Here is a 16670-nt window from a genome sequence, read left to right on the forward strand (position 1 = left end):
CTGATTACTTATCAGGTCCGCCCACACATTTTATTATCACACAGGATAGACTGGGTGTTTTCTCTCGCTAAAGACAATATCTTTTGTTTCATACATCTTATAACGCTCAATTAAAACCGACCGTAGTTCATTTGGACCGACAATTTCATCAACAATAAGCTCTGAAGCTAATTTATAAATATCAATATGCTCTTTATATTCCTTCTGTTTTTCTTGAACATATGCTATACGCTCTTTCGGGTCTTGGATCGCCTGGATTTTATTGGAATATACGGCATTCACAGCAGCTTCTGGACCCATTACGGCAATTTGAGCAGTAGGAAGAGCAATACAAGCATCCGGTTCAAATGCCGGTCCTGCCATAGCGTAAAGACCTGCTCCGTATGCTTTACGCACAATAACAGAAATTTTTGTAACGGTTGCAGAACTCATAGCCGCTATTAGCTTAGCTCCATGACGAATAATACCTGCTTTCTCCACTTTCGTTCCTATCATAAATCCAGGAACATCAGCAAGAAAGAGCAACGGGATATGGAAAGCATCACATAGTTGAATAAATTTAGCTGCTTTATCAGCAGAATCTACAAATAACACTCCACCTTTTACTTTTGGTTGATTAGCGATGATTCCAACTGGTCTTCCATCAATTCTTGCAAATCCAGTAATCATCTCTTGAGCAAATAACTTTTTCATCTCGAAGAAACTGTCCTCATCTATGAGGGCATCAATGCATTCATACATGTCAAACGGTGCATTTTGATTTTCAGGAATAATATCTTTTAATAATTTTTCTGTTTTAGGAGCTAAGCCTTCTTTTACAAGCGGCTTCTCCTTGAAGTTTGCCGGAAAATAGCTAATGTAGTTCTGAGCCGTCCGAATAGCTTCCTCTTCATTTGAGACAAGCACATCACCGCAGCCGCTAGTTGAGCAATGCATGCGCGCTCCACCCATCTCTTCTAAGGTCACTTTCTCCCCGATAACTTTTTCAGCCATACGCGGGGATCCTAAATACATGGAGGCATTCCCTTCTACCATTATGACGATATCACAGAAAGCTGGGATGTACGCACCACCTGCTGCGGATGGTCCAAACAACAAACATACTTGCGGAACCATACCCGAGAGCTTCACTTGATTATGAAATATTCTCCCTGCACCACGTCGATTTGGAAACATATCAAGTTGATCTGTAATTCTTGCCCCTGCTGAGTCAACCAAATAAAAAATAGGAACTTTTAACTTAAGAGCCGTTTCTTGAATACGGACAATTTTCTCTACCGTCCTTGCCCCCCAAGACCCTGCCTTAACAGTAGAATCATTGGCCATCACACAAATTGTTTTCCCTCCAACTTTCCCGACAGCCGTTACAACACCGTCTGCAGGTAAGTCGTCCGCTTTACAATTCGCAAACATCCCATCCTCTTGGTACTCACCGTTATCAAATAGAAGCTTTAAGCGGTCTCGCACAAACAATTTATTTTGCCCTTTCAACTTTTCATGATATTTCGGTTGGCCCCCTGAAGTAATCTTCTCCCTGACTTCTTCTAGAACATCATTTTTAACATTAGATGCCGCCATTAAGCATTCCCTCCAGATTCAAGTGTTAGCAGCACATCACCTTCATTTACAAAGTCGCCTGTACTCACTTTAATTTCTAAAACTTTCCCAGCCGTTTCCACTTCAATAGGAATTTCCATTTTCATAGACTCCAACATAAGTACTGTTTGACCTTCTTGGATATCACTTCCTTGCTCCACAAGTACATTTAATACAGTTCCTGCCATTGATGCTGTAATTTCTTTCATTTTCTATTCCTCCTACATTATCAATATTTTAATTACTTTTAGCTGTTAAAACATCCTGAAGCCATTTCGTTGAGTACGTACCTTCTGTAAACTCCTGCTCCTCTACTATTTGTTTTAAAACAGGAATATTTGTTTTAAGCCCTTCAATCGTTAACTCTTCGAAAAAATTTTTAGCATTTTTTATTGATTCGTCACGAGTCTCCCCATAGACAATACATTTAGCTATCATTGGATCATAAAACGGAGTTACTTCATTTCCTTCCTCATACCCAGAATCAATCCGAACTGAGCTTGAATCACCCCAATTCAAACTTGTTATTTTCCCGGGAGACGGATAGAATGTTTTCGGATCCTCTGCGTATACCCTAAATTCGATTGCATGTCCTTTTGAAATAATTTCACTTTGTTTGGATAAAGGAAGCTGCTTTCCGTCCGCAACAAGAATTTGCCATTTCACAAGATCCAATCCCGTAATCGTCTCGGTAACAGGGTGCTCTACTTGAAGCCTCGTGTTCATTTCAAGAAAGTAGAAGTTCTCATTGTTGTCCACGATAAATTCTACTGTTCCTGCATTCGTATAGTTAACCGCCTTGGCCGCTTGGATTGCAGCTTTATACATTGCATCTTTTGTTTTACCAGAAAGGTGTGGTGAGAGAGATTCTTCCACTACTTTCTGATTGCGACGCTGGACAGAACAATTCCTTTCAAAGAGATGCACAACATTCCCATGTTGATCGGCAAAAATTTGCACTTCGATATGACGAGCGTTTTCTATACATTTCTCAATAAAAACCTCTTCATTTCCAAAATAGGCCTTTGCACGATTTTTAGTAGACTCATAACTTTGAACGAGCGCTTGTTCACTTTCACAGCGGATCATACCTATTCCACCACCGCCCCCACTCGCTTTTAACATTACCGGATACCCTATATCACTTGCAGCTTGCTTTGCTTCTTCTATCGTACCTACACCTACTTCAGTACCGGGCACAACCGGGACACCCGCTTCCTTCATCGTTCGGCGCGCCTCAACTTTATCACCCATTTTCTCAATCACTTCTGAAGAAGGACCGATAAATGCCATTCCATTTTCAATTGTTTTCCTTGCAAACTCACTATTTTCCGATAATAACCCATAACCCGGATGAATCGCATCAACGTTTTCCTTTTTAGCAACTTCAATTATATGATTCACCATTAGATAAGAACGGTTTACAGGAGGCTCCCCTATTCGATAGGCACAGTCAGCCTGTTTGACATAAGGCATGCCTTGATCTGCATCAGAATAAATTGCGACTGTTTTAATGTCTAATTGTTTGCACGTTTTTATTATCCGTGAAGCAATTTCTCCCCTATTCGCAATTAATATTTTTTTCACGATTTATCCCCTTTCCCTAGCTTGTTTACCCCTATGTAGCTAAAAATCAACTAGTGCATGTCATTTTGACATCGCATATTACCATTTCTACAAAAAAAGTCGAATTCCTCCTCGCTTTGTAAACGTTTTCTAAAATAGGTGCAGAATTTTTCGTCATTTTGTTATATAATATTATTAAACAAACAAATAATTATTTTATTTTGTATACGATTACATTTTAATCAAGGATACTTTATCGTTTTATCATGACTCAATACTAAAATGGTCAGTCACAATGAAGGAGGTTTTTCCATTGGCATTAAAAGTAGAAAGATTAAAAATCAATTATAAGACACTTGAAGAATTCAAAAAATTTAAGGAGTATGGAATTCAAGAGCTATCCATGCTAGAAGATTTACAAGCAAACATCATCGAAAATGACAGTAATTCTCCTTTCTACGGTATCTATTTTGGAAATACTTTGGTGGCAAGAATGAGCCTTTATCAGCGGGATGCGCGATTTGATCAGTACTTCGCTCCACCACAAAATTATTTGGAATTATGGAAGTTGGAAGTCTTACCAAATTACCGAAACAAAGGATATGGCAAAATGCTTGTAGAATTTGCTAAAAACTATAAACTTCCAATAAAAACTAACCCAAGAGTTAAATCACAAGGGTTTTGGGAGAAAATGGGCTTTAATACAGTTACCTATGAAATGGAAAGAGATTTAGGAGAAAATCCTCTTGTATGGTACCCAGAAGGAGTAGGCGAGCAAAAAATTAGTTAGTTTGTTGCTTAAAGTACAAATAGCTAGAAAACAAGAGTATTGTCAACTCTTTGTTTCTAGCTATTTTTTTATTTCTTTACTCTCTGTAAATTTCCGTTTTTATCCATCTGAAATTTTACTTTATCCTCATTTCCTTGTAGGAGGGCCATTTTTCTTGCCTTCTCAAAAATCGCTAACAACGATTGATGATCATCTTCTAGAAGCTGGAGCTTTTTCGTAGACATTTCTTTCTCTTTTTCTAAACTGTTTATTTTCGATTGAAGTTGAACAATTTCTTCTTTTAATCGTACGTTTTCCACTTTAAACGCCTCTTCATTTTGAACAGCTTGCTCTGCTTTTCGTAAAAACTGAATCATGCTTCCCATCGAAAAAACATCTACCGAATTATATTCTTCAGATTGTTCTGGTTCTGATGGAAAAGCGGAACCTTTTGATTGATCAGGGAGTTCCTTTACGGAAGAAGATAGTTTTTTACTTTCTTTTCTTTGTTTCTTCGCTAATTCAATTCCCGATTTATATTGTTTACGCACAAATGAATTCCAGCGGAAACCACATGCTGCAGAAGTTCTAGACAACTTTCTTCCAACTTCTTCGAAAGCTTGAAGTTGTGTACCACCTTCTCTTATATGTCTCAATACTACTTCAGCTAACAAAACATCTTCATCTCGGCTCCAAGCATCCTGTCTATTTGAAGTCATTTCCATCCCTCCAGTATGGTTATTTAATCCATACATATGCGCATGCTAGAGTAGATAGAATTCATTTCATAGTATTTTTGGCTATTTTGAAAAAGTTTTTTCTGTATTAACAGACAAAAAGACTCCGAGCTTAAGGCTTTAAGAAAACAAGGAAGTCGTACAACTAAAAAATAAAAATACGGTAACTAATCCCTGAGAGTTATTTTTCTAAAAATCGTTGAACTGCCTGATGGTGCTCATCAAGTGCCCATAGTTTCGAGCACTGAACAATTTCATTTTCTATACTTCTTTCAATCTTTGTCCTATCTAATTTTGAAAGGAAGTGACTTTTATAGGCGGTCAACACTCCTGTAGACTTATTAAGGAGAGACTGAATAAATGGTACCTCTAATATTGGTCTAGTATCATCTAGTAATTCTTCTATAAAACCAACATCATACATTATTTGGGCAGTATGTATACGAGCGGACATAAGTAAAGAAAGCGCTTTAGAAGCTGACATTTTTTCTAAAAGTAATGTGCTCCCACCCCACCCTGTCGTAATTGCTAAATTTCCTTGAACAAAACCCATTTTCGCTTCTTTTTTACTTATTCTAAAGTCACAAGCTGTTGCTAGTTCACACCCTCCACCAATTGCAATTCCGTTAATAACAGCGATTGTAGGTTTTGATAATAGGGCAAGTCTAGTAACTATTCTCCCCATTTTACTTAACATTGCGTAGCTTTCGTCTTCTGTCTTTAAATGACGAAAAAGAGATAAATCGCCTCCAGAACAAAATGCCTTTTCTCCTGTACCGGTAATAACTAGAAGCTTAATATCTTCATTTTTTTCACATTCCTCTAATGCTTTTTCTAGACCGTCCATTACCTCGTAATTAACCGCATTTCTCTTAGACGGTCTGTTAATAATAAATTGTAGTAAGCCGTGTTCCTTCTTAATGATATAGTCTCCCATACAAATCTCCCCCTTTATCGTTATGTATTATTTTAAACCTTTTAAAAAAATGCGAAAAGGAAAAGCTCTAGCCATCGCTTCTATCTAAAGCAACCTTTATAGTTCTCCCCCTTAAATGGAAATTCTCTATTTTAAACAAATTTGAAAATTAGTATTGAGGGGTTAGATGTAGACCGTTCTAATGATGTAGTTATCCATATGCGAATATATAAAATCCTTTCTAAGACGAAAAAAAGCACGAAGAGCCATGGTCTCTTCGTGCTTTTTTCAAGTAGTAAAACAATTATTTACTTACTACTTCTTTACCTTTATAAGTACCGCATTCTTTACACACACGGTGTGCAAGTTTCATTTCACCACAATTTGGGCATTCTACCATACCTGGTACATGCAATTTGAAATGTGTACGGCGTTGTCTTTTTGCTGTTTTAGAAGTTCTTCTGAAAGGTACTGCCATTCTTTCCACCTCCTTAAAGAGAGTCATCAAATTATGAAGCCAGAACGAACTGGTACTTCGCTTTAGGAATTCTTGTTTTGATCAAGAAGTTTAGATAGTTCAGCGAGTCGAGGATCAACTTTCTTTTCTTCCTCTTCTTCGACTTTTTGAGCTTGTTCCTCTGTAATAACTTCCCAGTTCTTACCAGAAGGCAGCTTATCTTGTTCTCTCGCTTCATCACTAATTACTTGCATTGGAATCTCAAGCAATAGTAATTCTCTAATTACAGGTTTTAAATCAATTACGTCACCTTGTACTGTATGAACCTCATCTTCATCCATCTCTCCAAAGTCTGTAGATTTGAGAAGAAAGGTTTCTTTTGTCATAATATCGATAGGCAAGTCTACATCTACAAGGGTACGTGAGCATGGTAACACAAGATTCCCTTCAATGTGAAGATGGAAAGTTACTCTATCTGAATTAATATCAGCTTTCCCGCTTACCTTTATAGGTGAAACATCACGAATCTCTGGGTCCACCTCTTTTAACTCACTCATATCAACGGTTTCATTTAACGTTAAACCCTTGTCACGAAACTTAGATAATTGAATTATTGACCATTTCAATACTATCACCTCTCTAGGCAACAAAAGTAATTATAGCTTTCATAATATCTTTTGTCAATATTTTTTCTTTACACTCTTTACAAGTATAGTGTTGTAATTATAACGTTTTATTATAAGGTGTTTCAAATTTTTTGTTACTAACTCGTACTTTTCTTTTAATGTTATCATAATAGGAAACTTATATGACTTTTCTAACGTTTAAAAGCAAAGGTAAACCCGTATGTAGGAAGACAAAAATAGATTTTTAAAGGACGTGAAGTAATAATGAATGCAGCCGGCGTTGTTGTTGAATACAACCCATTTCATAATGGACATCTACACCATCTAATAGAAACGAAAAAGTCTACTAAGGCGGATATCATCGTAGCTGTGATGAGTGGCTACTTTCTCCAAAGAGGGGAACCTGCCATTGTTTCCAAGTGGGCAAGAGCAGAAATGGCATTAAAAGCTGGGATAGATATTGTTGTAGAACTTCCATACCCATTCGCAACACAACATGCAGAAACATTTGCTTTTGGATCGATTGCTATTCTAGACGCACTAGGCTGTGACAGCTTTTGTTTTGGAAGTGAAGGGGGAAATATTACATCATTTACTCACACAATTGAAATGATAGAAGAAAATAAGCAACAATATAATGCTATGATACAAAGTTTTATCAAAGATGGAATGAGTTATCCGTCAGCCCTTGCTAACGCATTTAAAACACTAGATAAAAAAATGGAGGCAGTGGACCTCTCTCAGCCAAATAACATTTTAGGATACCATTACATAGAAGCTAAACATAAATTAAAATCCTCGATAACACCTTTTACTATTTCACGTAAATCGGCACAATACCATGATCCACAATTTTCTTCCGAAACGATTGCAAGTGCTACAAGTATTAGAAAAAACGTTTTTGATAATAAAATGGATTTGAGTCAAACACGAGAATTAGTACCAAAGACATCTATAGATATTCTTGAACAGTATAGGAGGAGATTTGGGCAATTCCATGCGTGGGAAACATACTGGTCCTTATTTCAATACAAAGTAATTTCCTCGACTATACACGAGTTACGTTCTATTTATGAAATAGAAGAAGGAATAGAGTATCGCATCAAAGCTTGTGTGAAAGAAGCGAAGTCTTTTAATGAATTTATGAATAAGGTAAAGACAAAGCGTTACACGTGGACACGTCTTCAAAGGATGGCCCTTCATATATTAACAAACACAAAAAAGGAAGATATGCTGAAGCTACAAGAATATCCAAATTATATTCGGTTATTGGGAATGACTGGCTCAGGGCGGGAATATTTAAATAGGATAAAAAAACAGCTTCCCATTCCCCTAATAAGTAATTGGTCTTCCATTGGAGAGGAGCAAAAATATTTAGATATGAAAGCAGCAGAAATTTATGCACTCGGTCTTCAAAATCCAAAATCAAGAGAAGACCTGCTTAAACAAGAGTGGAAACAGCCACCTATTATACTAGAATAAAGTAAAACTTCAATTAATGAGTGGTATAAAGGATAAAAATGTAAGGCTGCCCAATAATAACTCCCTACTCAGTATACAGCACTTAAGTAAGTACTCGTACACTAGCTAAACGGAAGATGTCAATCATTGGAGGCAGCCTCTTTTTTTATTTGCGCTTTAATGTATTTAAATAGTTCAATGCATCATCAAATGTCTTTATTGGGATAATCTTCATATCTGTCCCAATGTCTTCTGCTGTCTTTTTTGCGGCTTCGTAGTTAGATTCAAAATTTGGATGACGTTTCTTCTCTTCTTCTGTAATTTCGTCATCTGGTGCAAGAAATATTTCCGCCCCCTCGTTATCAGCTGCAATTACTTTCTGCTCAATTCCACCGATTCTGCCTACGGCTCCATCTTCTGAAATTGTACCTGTTCCAGCAATATGATAACCTTTTGTAATATCTTCTTTTATTAACTGATTGTAAATTTCAAGACTAAACATTAGCCCAGCCGAAGGACCACCGATATCTTCCGTATTTAGTTTAACAACAGGATCTGTTACAATTTCTTTATCATCAGTCAAGCCGATTCCTAGTCCTATTTTATTTTCCGCATCAGGAAAAGCTTTAAGTTGTATTGTTTTCTTATACTCTTTATCTTCCCGAACAAACGTTATCTCTACACTATCATCGGCTTGTTTTTCTCCGACATAATCAATAAATTCTTGTGATGAGTCAAAATTCATCCCATCTACTGCAATAATTCTATCACCAGGTTCAAGAACCTTTTCAGCAGGCATCGAAGGATATATGTTTAATACGTATACGCCTTTATAATTGTAATGAAAAGGTTTGTTTGCTTTTTTAAAGGCAACCTCAATAGCATGTTGCTGTGAATTTTCCATTAAATTGAGTTGTCGTAGATTATATTCTTTATCACTTTCATGAGGACTTCTTATTTCTTCTTCTGGAAAAATGTATTCATACTTTCTAATACTTGCTATAAGATAAGCATAAATATTTGCTTTCCCCATTCTGACTGTTGTCAGCATCAGTTCTCCACTATCTTCGTATCCTTCCTCCACGTCTACAATTGGATCCAGTTCATGAGCACCACCAGGCTTTGTAACATAAAAAGGGAGATAATAAAATGATGTTGCTACCATAATTATTGTCATAATGAGTAGTGTACGTATAAATGTTTTTCGTTTCATAAGATTACTCCTTCCAGTCTTCAATCGCTTTCTTAATAGAAGGAATGACCTTCTTCGCTTCTTCCTCTCCTATGTTAATAATCTCCTCAATATTAGTAAAAGCACGAGTGCTGTACATTTCTACGTGAGGACGAATCATAAAATCAGAAGCAATTTCTCGATGTTCTATAATTTCAAGCTGAAGTATATCAATACTTTGCATAATCACATCATAAATTGTTGAAATTTCGGCATTTCTTTTTACATGGGAAACGTCCACACCAATAACAATATCTGCGCCCATTTCTTTTACAACAGATACAGGGACCCTATCTATAACACCGCCATCGACCAGCAATCTTCCATCTATTTTTTCTGGTACAAAGATTCCTGGAATACTTATACTTGCTCGAACTGCATCCGAAATAGGACCTTTCGTAAACAAAACTTTTTCTCCATTTGTTATGTCTGTTGCAACTACAGAAACAGGGAAATTAAGATCTTCAATATTTTTATTATGAGTAAAGAGCTGAATAAATTCTTTAATCCGCTTTCCTGCAATGAAACCCATTTTAGGAACAGTAAAATCTAAATAATACTTTCTTCTAAATCTAGTAGATATTTTTAATAAATCATCCATATTATGTCCAACACCGTATAAACAAGCCACTAACGCTCCCATACTACTACCGGCCATCATATCAATCGGTATTCGCTCCTCTTCAAAAGCTTTTAATACTCCTAAATGAGCAAATCCTCTTGCACCACCAGAACCGAGGGCCAATCCAATTTTTGGTGTACTCAAGTGCCCTCACCTCCTTGTGTGTCTAGTTCTAGCAGCTCGAGATATTTTTCGAACAAACAGCTGTGAGTAAAGGGCAACCCTCTTCTGTTTTGCCAAAAAGGCTTGTCGTCTTCGAGCCGCTTCCACCTTACTTTTTTAAGTTCTTTCATTTTATCTTATGGTCTATTTTTAGACTGTATGAGTATATTGATTAATATAGGGACAAGTTGGGTTAATCTTATTTTATCATTCTTTTTGATTACACAGCAATTTTGGTATGTGGCAAATAGGGGAGGAAAACATATTGTTACGTTCAAAGATAAAAACGATTTTGCTTGCAGGAATTACGACGATTTTAGCTGTATCCCTAATCATTATGCCGCAAGAAAGCTTTAATGCGTCCATTCGTGGAGTAAATATGTGGTGGGAAGTTGTTTTCCCTTCACTACTTCCTTTTTTTATCATTACAGAAATCCTGATTGGATTTGGTGTAGTAAGATTCATTGGCGTCCTGTTAGAACCTCTTATGAGACCCCTATTTCGCGTGCCTGGTGTGGGTGGTTTCGTTTGGGCAATGGGAATGGCATCCGGATTTCCTGCAGGTGCAAAATATACTGCACGATTACGTGAAGAGAAACAACTGACACGAATAGAAGCCGAAAGATTGGTGTCATTTACAAACGCGTCTAATCCGCTATTTATATTCGCTGCGGTTTCTGTAGGTTTTTTTGATAATGCTAGGCTAGGTATACTACTTGCTGTTTCACATTACCTAAGTAATATATGTGTTGGACTTATAATGAGGTTTTACGGAACTGCTGAAGAGAAAGAAGAGGTAAAAGAAAAAGGAAGAGAAAGAAAAGGAATAAAAGGAGCATTTTCTGTTCTTCATCAAACAAGATTAAAAGAAAAGCGTCCTATCGGAAAGTTATTAGGTGATGCTGTCACTTCTTCTATACATACTTTGTTGATGATTGGCGGTTTCATCATCATTTTCTCTGTTATTAATAAAATGCTATACCACCTTCAAGTTACGCCCATTATAGCAAAAGGCATTTCTGCTATGTTCCAAATGATATCTTTTCCTGAACAGTTAAGTTTACCCTTTATTTCTGGAATGTTTGAGATAACAATTGGCTCTCAAATGACAAGTAGCATTGACGAGGCAACACTTCTTCAACAAGCTATTGTAACAAGCTTCATTTTAGGGTTTACTGGTTTTAGTATACAGGCACAAGTGGCAAGTATTCTTGCACAGACAGATATACGGTTCAAACCATTTTTTTTCGCAAGAATTATACAAGGGTTTTGCTCTGCTATTTTTACATTTATCTTATGGACCCCCATTTATAAACGTTTTGCAGAAAATCAACCCTCCAACTCCGTACCTGTTTTTCAATCTCAAGGTGAACAAGTCTATACCAACATCTTACTATGGCTTAAAACATTCGGTCCTCTTATTACAATCATTGCATTAGTGATTTATATATGTATTTATGCAAGAACCCATTTCAAACCGCAAAAATAACTACACCAATAGGAGGTTGCTTAAGCAACCTCCTATTTAGATTGATATTTTACCTTACCAGAACCCAAAAATGAACAACCTTTACTTTTGATACTTAATACTCAATGCTTGTTCAACTGTTGCTGGCACTAACTCAGAGATATCTCCACCGTATTTGGACACTTCTTTTACAATACTTGAACTTAAAAATGAGTATTGATTATTAGTCATCATAAAAAACGTTTCTATATTTTCATCAAGTATCCTGTTCATAGAGGTTCCTTGCATTTCGTATTCAAAGTCCGAAACAGCCCGCAAACCTCTAATTATCGCATTCGCATTAATACTTCGACAATATTCAATAAGCAGACCTTGGAAAGAATCCACACTAACATTTGGAATATCTTTTGTTACTTCCTTTATTAAATCCATTCTTTCCCCTACAGAAAATAACGGATTTTTCGATGAGTTATTTAAGACAACAACATGTATTTTGTCAAAGACTTTTGCACCCCTAGTTATAATATCTAAATGCCCATATGTAATTGGATCAAAACTTCCAGGACACACCGCAATACTTGCCACTAAAAATCCCCCTCTTTTCTTACACCATTTTATATTTCTTTATGTATTATTTCTCATCTACAACCTGAAAAATCGTAATTCCGATAATTCCATAGTTTTCTTCTCTTTTCTTCACAAATCTTCCAACACTTGCAGGCAATACCACTTCGGAACCATGCTCACACATAACGGAACCGCTTTCATTCAAAAGGTTATGGGCATCAATAAATTCCAATATTTTTTCTAATTGTTGCTGTTTATATGGCGGATCTAGAAAAATATAATCAAATCGCAACTCTCTTTTCGCAAGTGCCTTTAAAGCTCGATTTGCATCATTTCGATAAACTTCGCTTTGTTTCTCCAGCCGACATGCTTTCAAATTCATTTTTATGGTATGAATAGCTTTTCCATCGCGGTCAACAAAAACAACACTGTCCAATCCCCGGCTGATTGCTTCTATTCCAAGTCCTCCGCTACCCGCAAATAAATCAAGTCCTCTACCACCATCAAAATAAGGACCAATAATATTAAAAATAGACTCTTTTACCTTATCTGTTGTTGGTCTTGTTCCGCTACCAGGCACAGCTTTTAACGGATGACCTTTTAAATTACCTGAAATTACTCTCATATATACAATAACCACCAACTTGTCAATATTTCCTACTTATCCTACCATATTTCCATGCTCTTCGCTACACAGAAGACAATCACACTTTATTAAGGTAAATTCCACTTTTTATGTATAAAAATGCTTTGCTTGGTGATAATAAGATTAACAACATCGTATCTGATGTTGTTGCCAACCGCGGAGAAGACTTACGTTTCCCCATAAGTTCTTCCTCCGGTTTCTCCTCTCCCTTTACCTTCTGTCCGTAAAAGGATATAGAAGGACCCTGCAGATTTTTCTGCAGGGCTTTTTGTTTATCAAGCAATATTACTACATAAGTTTACAGACTTTTGACTATATTGACCTTATTTCACTCTCCTCCACTTCTACTTCAAAAAGCCTTTTCACCCACTTCAAATCAATATATAATTTATTTTCAATTTTTTGTAGCGGTTTATCGTATGAACCAAAGTGCTCTTCGTTATAAATAAAGTAGTCTTGATCACTGTAAAAGCGATACGTATTTCCATCTTTTAAAACAAGATAAGCATCACTTGTTATTTTTTCTAAAGGTAATCCAAGTGATTCTAGTGTTAGAGCAAATGGAACAAGTTGTTTCTGTTTATATATAAGTATAGAAAGACCTTGTATTTCCTCATTATTAACAATAAGTTCTTTTGAATCCTTTAGCAGTAAGGGGTAAAGTTTCTCCCCTTTCATGTTATCTGTAAAAAAGGTTGTCTTGTAGCCCGTGATATCTCTTATTATTTCATCTAATTCTGATACGTTTAAAACATTCATAGTTGGATTTCTCAAATAACCTTGGAAAACGGTAAATTGCTCAGAAGTTAAGCCTTCTACTAGTTCCTTGTACATAAACTGGGACTTCTCTCCTCCCACGGGGCGCTCTAAAACAATACTTGTCATTGTTTCCATTAATCCCTTTTGCCCCACAGGTAATAAAAACGATTGTCCTATTAAACCTTCGTTTAATAACTGCTGAGTTTTCTCAATATTTGATCCACAATCATTAATGATTATTAGGCGTTTAGAAACAAACGAAGGTGTGGATTTCGAACAGATAATAGTCACATATTGGTTATTTGTTAATTCTTTTGCAATCTCTAACTTATCAAAACTATTATATTCTTCTTTGGAATAAACAGAAAAGTGCGGATAAACTTTCTTTTGTAATGACTCTCTTGTCCATAATAGATCGACAGGACCATCGTTACCTTTAAACACATAGTAATCAACAAATTCCATTTTTTTATTGTAAGAAGACTGGAACCCAGAAATCCATGTTCCATCAAGTATGGACTGTTCAGTTAACTGAATACTTGTGGATTCTACTGTAACAGCTTGGATTATTGGGTACCAATTGCTTAATAATAAACTATTAGTACCTGCTGATTTATCTATCGTATAAGAAAGTGTAATAGTGTATGGACTTGTAGTCCCTTTTGGAGCCAGTATATGAAATGATCCATTTTCCTTTGTTAAACAATTCTCATCATTTACGTCCTTGCATGAAAAATCTTTAGCCTCATGCGGCCAACTTATATGGTATTTTCCTTGACTAACAGATGATAAAGTGATCGTTCCTTCGAAATAAAACGTGCTTCCTTTATGCAAGATAGAAAATTGTTGATCAGAACGAATATACTTCTCCGCTTGATTCGAAGATGTATATCCCTTCCACTGAAAAAAAAGAAGCCCTGCTATCCCAAGAACACACGCAAAAAACAGACTAAAAAATATGCGTTTCATCAAAATTCCCCTTAAGATGTACTGAAATGTAGAGGCGGCTTAGTTAGGAAAAAGAAGAAGTCACCTTTGACCTCAGCTGTTTTTACACAAATGGCCTCGAAGAGCTGACTATTGCAACTAAGTCCACCGATACTTTAAAGATACCAAATTTCAAGGAATATTTGGATGTTACTTGATGAAACTTTTATAAAAAATAATTCCAGATCGGGGCTTTTTACACAAATAGAATCATATTGCCTGTCAATATAATTCTTCTTACTTCTGTTCGTTTATCCCAAATCAAGGTCGTGGTGAACATAATACATATTCCCTGTTTCTATATGATCGCTAACAAACCACTCCCAGTCGTCTGGTTGTAAATGTCCTTCTTCTGTAAGAATTCCCCCAATCTCATCTAGGCTTAAAGACTCTAGCTCTTCCTTTTGTGTTAACGTAAGAATTCCATGTGCACAAAGTGTGGAAAGTATTGCCGTAACAATGAATTGATCCACTTCTTTAGTTGGAAGTGTAAAGTCTGATTGCTTCCCTTTTTTGAAATAAGCGATCACTAAAAACGTAACTATTCCAAACAATACCCAAACCATCCAATTCATCCTTTCTCATTAGGAAATCTTCTTTACTTATAATCATATGTTTGAAATAATAAGGAATTGATTAAGATGTTTTTTAGATAACTTAAATGCAGAAGACAGCGTAGTGAGATGTTGATTTCACTATCGCGAGCTAAGATAGTAAAAAGGAGATTAAAAGTAATGATTCAACGTTTTATTGAACTTGGAGAAGGTTATTCCGATATTTATGAATTAATAGAGCTAGCAAACGCAAATAGTCATCGCATCTCTCACCTAATGGCTTTTCAGACAATAATTAAGGATAAGCCATTATTGTCTCTAGCGCTTGTATTAAAACCAACTAATAATGGGAAATTTCAAGCAATTTATATTTGTCGTGAAGGGATACCTAACCCTACTGTTCTTCCTAATCAAAGATGGAATTTATTTGAAGAAACTGCTAAACAATTAGATAAGTCAATTATTTCATTAGACGTTAAACCTTCCATCATCTTTCCCGAGAAAGAATTATATTATCAACATCTAATTGCAATTCTACGGTTAAATCATTATATTCCACCTCTTCAATAATAAACATTTAAGCAGTGAACCTGCTTTTCCCTTTTTTTAGTGAAAAACTGAGATGTCTCATCTCCATTTTACTAAACCTTAAGATGGGAATTTTTTCTCTATTAATATAGATAAAAAGGCTGCCTCGTGAAGAAAACAACTTTGTTCTTCTTCCGAGTACAGCCTTTTTTATAGATAGCTCCAACAACTAAAAGAGATTACACATTAGCCGTTAAAAACCCATTTTATAATCATATTCTTTTGCCTTATCAGGTCGTGAATTTTCAAATTCGGTTTTTACGAATGGTTTATACGATGGTTCTGCTTTTTTCACATACGAATAAGCCGAAATTCTTTCTAAAGTAGAATCAACCTCTTCCTTGTTACAATATAATACAACATACTTCAGTTTCTTTGATACATAAAGCACATTACCAAATCGCCTTAATGATTTTGCATGTTTAAGGCTGTGTAACCAAACGACTATACCTTGTCTTTTCTGCAACATATCGTTTCCCCTTAATTCCTACATTTTTTTTAAGTCTAGCACAAATTTTAATAGATAGGCAACAACGTTAAAGAGAGGATGTTCTATAATCTTTTAAAAGAAAGGAAGAAACACATGGATTTACTCTATATATGGAATCATTTTCTTCAAACATTAAGGGGGAAAGACGCGATAAATTCCGTAGAATTTAAAAAAATTACGGGTATACCCTTTATATATATAACGTCAATATTGGAAAAGGATGTATTGGAGGAAGAAGTGAAAAAGGCATCTGCTCAGGCAATGAGAGGAAAGAGATTACATTCTAACACTGTTTTTGTAAGACAAGAACAACATTTATATGTTTACCGACACCGTTTTTTCGTACCACAAGAAAAAATGTTCTGTTGTGGAAACCTATGCGTCGACTGTGTTCGATTAAAATAGGTTCTACGTCAAATGTTGGGGTAACATAGGCTACCGCGCTTTTGCTTGGTGGCCTTTTATAAG

At 35.9% G+C, this 16670-nt stretch carries 20 protein-coding genes; 5 read left to right on the top strand and 15 right to left on the bottom strand.

What is annotated here, in order from left to right; translation table 11 throughout:
* Nucleotides 1–36: 36 nt before the first annotated feature.
* Genes ACFSUL_RS19515 through ACFSUL_RS19525 form a run of 3 tightly spaced genes read right to left on the bottom strand, consistent with a single transcriptional unit; the run spans nucleotide 37 to nucleotide 3183 of the window.
* Nucleotides 37–1578, bottom strand: coding sequence for an acyl-CoA carboxylase subunit beta (locus tag ACFSUL_RS19515; RefSeq protein WP_377937670.1), 1542 nt, complete (start codon nucleotides 1576–1578; stop codon nucleotides 37–39).
* Nucleotides 1578–1805, bottom strand: a complete 228-nt coding sequence (locus tag ACFSUL_RS19520; RefSeq protein WP_377937672.1) for an acetyl-CoA carboxylase biotin carboxyl carrier protein subunit — start codon at nucleotides 1803–1805, stop codon at nucleotides 1578–1580. Before ACFSUL_RS19520 ends, ACFSUL_RS19515 begins: the two co-directional genes overlap by 1 nt.
* A gap of 28 nt (nucleotides 1806–1833) precedes the next feature.
* Nucleotides 1834–3183, bottom strand: coding sequence for an acetyl-CoA carboxylase biotin carboxylase subunit (locus ACFSUL_RS19525; protein WP_377937674.1), 1350 nt, complete (start codon nucleotides 3181–3183; stop codon nucleotides 1834–1836).
* Between the two features lie 292 nt (nucleotides 3184–3475).
* Here ACFSUL_RS19525 and ACFSUL_RS19530 point away from each other — a divergent pair, with 292 nt between their 5' ends.
* On the top strand, nucleotides 3476–3952 hold the full coding sequence (locus ACFSUL_RS19530) for an N-acetyltransferase (protein WP_377937676.1): 477 nt from the start codon (nucleotides 3476–3478) through the stop codon (nucleotides 3950–3952).
* A gap of 68 nt (nucleotides 3953–4020) precedes the next feature.
* Here the strand turns inward: ACFSUL_RS19530 and ACFSUL_RS19535 are convergent, their stop codons facing one another.
* From ACFSUL_RS19535 to ACFSUL_RS19550, 4 genes are all read right to left on the bottom strand, one after another.
* On the bottom strand, nucleotides 4021–4650 hold the full coding sequence (locus ACFSUL_RS19535) for an RsfA family transcriptional regulator (RefSeq protein ID WP_377937678.1): 630 nt from the start codon (nucleotides 4648–4650) through the stop codon (nucleotides 4021–4023).
* Between the two features lie 199 nt (nucleotides 4651–4849).
* Nucleotides 4850–5605, bottom strand: coding sequence for an enoyl-CoA hydratase/isomerase family protein (locus ACFSUL_RS19540; RefSeq protein WP_377937680.1), 756 nt, complete (start codon nucleotides 5603–5605; stop codon nucleotides 4850–4852).
* A gap of 283 nt (nucleotides 5606–5888) precedes the next feature.
* Entirely contained in the window at nucleotides 5889–6062 is a 174-nt protein-coding gene (gene rpmF, locus ACFSUL_RS19545) for a 50S ribosomal protein L32 (RefSeq protein ID WP_071412928.1), read from the bottom strand.
* 62 nt (nucleotides 6063–6124) lie between these two features.
* Nucleotides 6125–6667, bottom strand: a complete 543-nt coding sequence (locus ACFSUL_RS19550; RefSeq protein WP_377937683.1) for a YceD family protein — start codon at nucleotides 6665–6667, stop codon at nucleotides 6125–6127.
* 264 nt (nucleotides 6668–6931) lie between these two features.
* On the opposite strand from ACFSUL_RS19550, the gene ACFSUL_RS19555 reads away from it, so the two are divergent.
* Entirely contained in the window at nucleotides 6932–8149 is a 1218-nt protein-coding gene (locus tag ACFSUL_RS19555) for a nucleotidyltransferase (RefSeq protein ID WP_377937685.1), read from the top strand.
* A gap of 145 nt (nucleotides 8150–8294) precedes the next feature.
* Here ACFSUL_RS19555 and ACFSUL_RS19560 read toward each other — a convergent pair whose 3' ends face one another.
* Both ACFSUL_RS19560 and ACFSUL_RS19565 read right to left on the bottom strand, forming a co-directional pair.
* Nucleotides 8295–9341, bottom strand: a complete 1047-nt coding sequence (locus tag ACFSUL_RS19560; RefSeq protein WP_377937687.1) for a SepM family pheromone-processing serine protease — start codon at nucleotides 9339–9341, stop codon at nucleotides 8295–8297.
* A gap of 4 nt (nucleotides 9342–9345) precedes the next feature.
* On the bottom strand, nucleotides 9346–10125 hold the full coding sequence (locus tag ACFSUL_RS19565; RefSeq protein WP_071412932.1) for a patatin-like phospholipase family protein: 780 nt from the start codon (nucleotides 10123–10125) through the stop codon (nucleotides 9346–9348).
* Between the two features lie 283 nt (nucleotides 10126–10408).
* On the opposite strand from ACFSUL_RS19565, the gene ylbJ reads away from it, so the two are divergent.
* The gene (gene ylbJ, locus ACFSUL_RS19570; protein ID WP_377937690.1) at nucleotides 10409–11632 is read left to right on the top strand and encodes a sporulation integral membrane protein YlbJ; all 1224 of its coding nucleotides are present in this window, start codon (nucleotides 10409–10411) and stop codon (nucleotides 11630–11632) included.
* An 81-nt stretch (nucleotides 11633–11713) separates the two neighbouring features.
* Here the strand turns inward: ylbJ and coaD are convergent, their stop codons facing one another.
* The 5 genes from coaD to ACFSUL_RS19595 all read right to left on the bottom strand — a co-directional run bounded on the left by coaD (nucleotide 11714) and on the right by ACFSUL_RS19595 (nucleotide 15136).
* The gene (coaD, locus tag ACFSUL_RS19575) at nucleotides 11714–12196 is read right to left on the bottom strand and encodes a pantetheine-phosphate adenylyltransferase (protein WP_377937692.1); all 483 of its coding nucleotides are present in this window, start codon (nucleotides 12194–12196) and stop codon (nucleotides 11714–11716) included.
* 46 nt (nucleotides 12197–12242) lie between these two features.
* A complete protein-coding gene (gene rsmD, locus ACFSUL_RS19580; RefSeq protein ID WP_377937694.1) occupies nucleotides 12243–12803 on the bottom strand; it encodes a 16S rRNA (guanine(966)-N(2))-methyltransferase RsmD in 561 nt (186 codons plus the stop codon).
* A 79-nt stretch (nucleotides 12804–12882) separates the two neighbouring features.
* Nucleotides 12883–13005: a hypothetical protein gene (locus ACFSUL_RS19585; RefSeq protein WP_377937696.1), complete on the bottom strand. Its 123-nt coding sequence runs from the start codon at nucleotides 13003–13005 to the stop codon at nucleotides 12883–12885.
* A gap of 131 nt (nucleotides 13006–13136) precedes the next feature.
* The gene (locus tag ACFSUL_RS19590) at nucleotides 13137–14552 is read right to left on the bottom strand and encodes a hypothetical protein (RefSeq protein ID WP_377937698.1); all 1416 of its coding nucleotides are present in this window, start codon (nucleotides 14550–14552) and stop codon (nucleotides 13137–13139) included.
* A gap of 269 nt (nucleotides 14553–14821) precedes the next feature.
* Nucleotides 14822–15136 carry a hypothetical protein gene (locus tag ACFSUL_RS19595; RefSeq protein WP_377937700.1) on the bottom strand — a complete coding sequence of 105 codons (315 nt, stop codon included), beginning with the start codon at nucleotides 15134–15136 and terminating at the stop codon, nucleotides 14822–14824.
* Nucleotides 15137–15304: 168 nt separating this feature from the next.
* Between ACFSUL_RS19595 and ACFSUL_RS19600 the strand changes: the two genes are divergently transcribed.
* The gene (locus ACFSUL_RS19600) at nucleotides 15305–15694 is read left to right on the top strand and encodes a DUF7147 family protein (protein WP_377937702.1); all 390 of its coding nucleotides are present in this window, start codon (nucleotides 15305–15307) and stop codon (nucleotides 15692–15694) included.
* 211 nt (nucleotides 15695–15905) lie between these two features.
* On the opposite strand, the gene ACFSUL_RS19605 is transcribed toward ACFSUL_RS19600, so the two are convergent.
* The gene (locus tag ACFSUL_RS19605) at nucleotides 15906–16181 is read right to left on the bottom strand and encodes a YlbG family protein (protein WP_377937704.1); all 276 of its coding nucleotides are present in this window, start codon (nucleotides 16179–16181) and stop codon (nucleotides 15906–15908) included.
* 114 nt (nucleotides 16182–16295) lie between these two features.
* On the opposite strand from ACFSUL_RS19605, the gene ACFSUL_RS19610 reads away from it, so the two are divergent.
* Nucleotides 16296–16607 (top strand): hypothetical protein, encoded by a 312-nt coding sequence (locus ACFSUL_RS19610; RefSeq protein WP_377937706.1) that lies wholly within the window; start codon nucleotides 16296–16298, stop codon nucleotides 16605–16607.
* Nucleotides 16608–16670 lie beyond the last annotated feature (63 nt).

Origin of the sequence: Bacillus seohaeanensis, assembly GCF_042684945.1 — a bacterium.
Lineage (GTDB): Bacteria > Bacillota > Bacilli > Bacillales > Bacillaceae_B > Rossellomorea > Rossellomorea seohaeanensis.

Coding starts and splice junctions, on each gene's coding strand:
- ACFSUL_RS19600 (WP_377937702.1), top strand. CDS start 15,305: ATGATTCAACGTTTTATTGAACTTGGAGAAGGTTATTCCGATATTTAT.
- ACFSUL_RS19540 (WP_377937680.1), bottom strand. CDS start 5,605: ATGGGAGACTATATCATTAAGAAGGAACACGGCTTACTACAATTTATT.
- rpmF (WP_071412928.1), bottom strand. CDS start 6,062: ATGGCAGTACCTTTCAGAAGAACTTCTAAAACAGCAAAAAGACAACGC.
- ACFSUL_RS19595 (WP_377937700.1), bottom strand. CDS start 15,136: ATGGTTTGGGTATTGTTTGGAATAGTTACGTTTTTAGTGATCGCTTAT.
- ACFSUL_RS19520 (WP_377937672.1), bottom strand. CDS start 1,805: ATGAAAGAAATTACAGCATCAATGGCAGGAACTGTATTAAATGTACTT.
- ACFSUL_RS19560 (WP_377937687.1), bottom strand. CDS start 9,341: ATGAAACGAAAAACATTTATACGTACACTACTCATTATGACAATAATT.
- ACFSUL_RS19585 (WP_377937696.1), bottom strand. CDS start 13,005: ATGGGGAAACGTAAGTCTTCTCCGCGGTTGGCAACAACATCAGATACG.
- ACFSUL_RS19515 (WP_377937670.1), bottom strand. CDS start 1,578: ATGGCGGCATCTAATGTTAAAAATGATGTTCTAGAAGAAGTCAGGGAG.
- ACFSUL_RS19555 (WP_377937685.1), top strand. CDS start 6,932: ATGAATGCAGCCGGCGTTGTTGTTGAATACAACCCATTTCATAATGGA.
- ACFSUL_RS19605 (WP_377937704.1), bottom strand. CDS start 16,181: ATGTTGCAGAAAAGACAAGGTATAGTCGTTTGGTTACACAGCCTTAAA.
- ACFSUL_RS19535 (WP_377937678.1), bottom strand. CDS start 4,650: ATGACTTCAAATAGACAGGATGCTTGGAGCCGAGATGAAGATGTTTTG.
- ACFSUL_RS19590 (WP_377937698.1), bottom strand. CDS start 14,552: ATGAAACGCATATTTTTTAGTCTGTTTTTTGCGTGTGTTCTTGGGATA.
- ACFSUL_RS19610 (WP_377937706.1), top strand. CDS start 16,296: ATGGATTTACTCTATATATGGAATCATTTTCTTCAAACATTAAGGGGG.
- rsmD (WP_377937694.1), bottom strand. CDS start 12,803: ATGAGAGTAATTTCAGGTAATTTAAAAGGTCATCCGTTAAAAGCTGTG.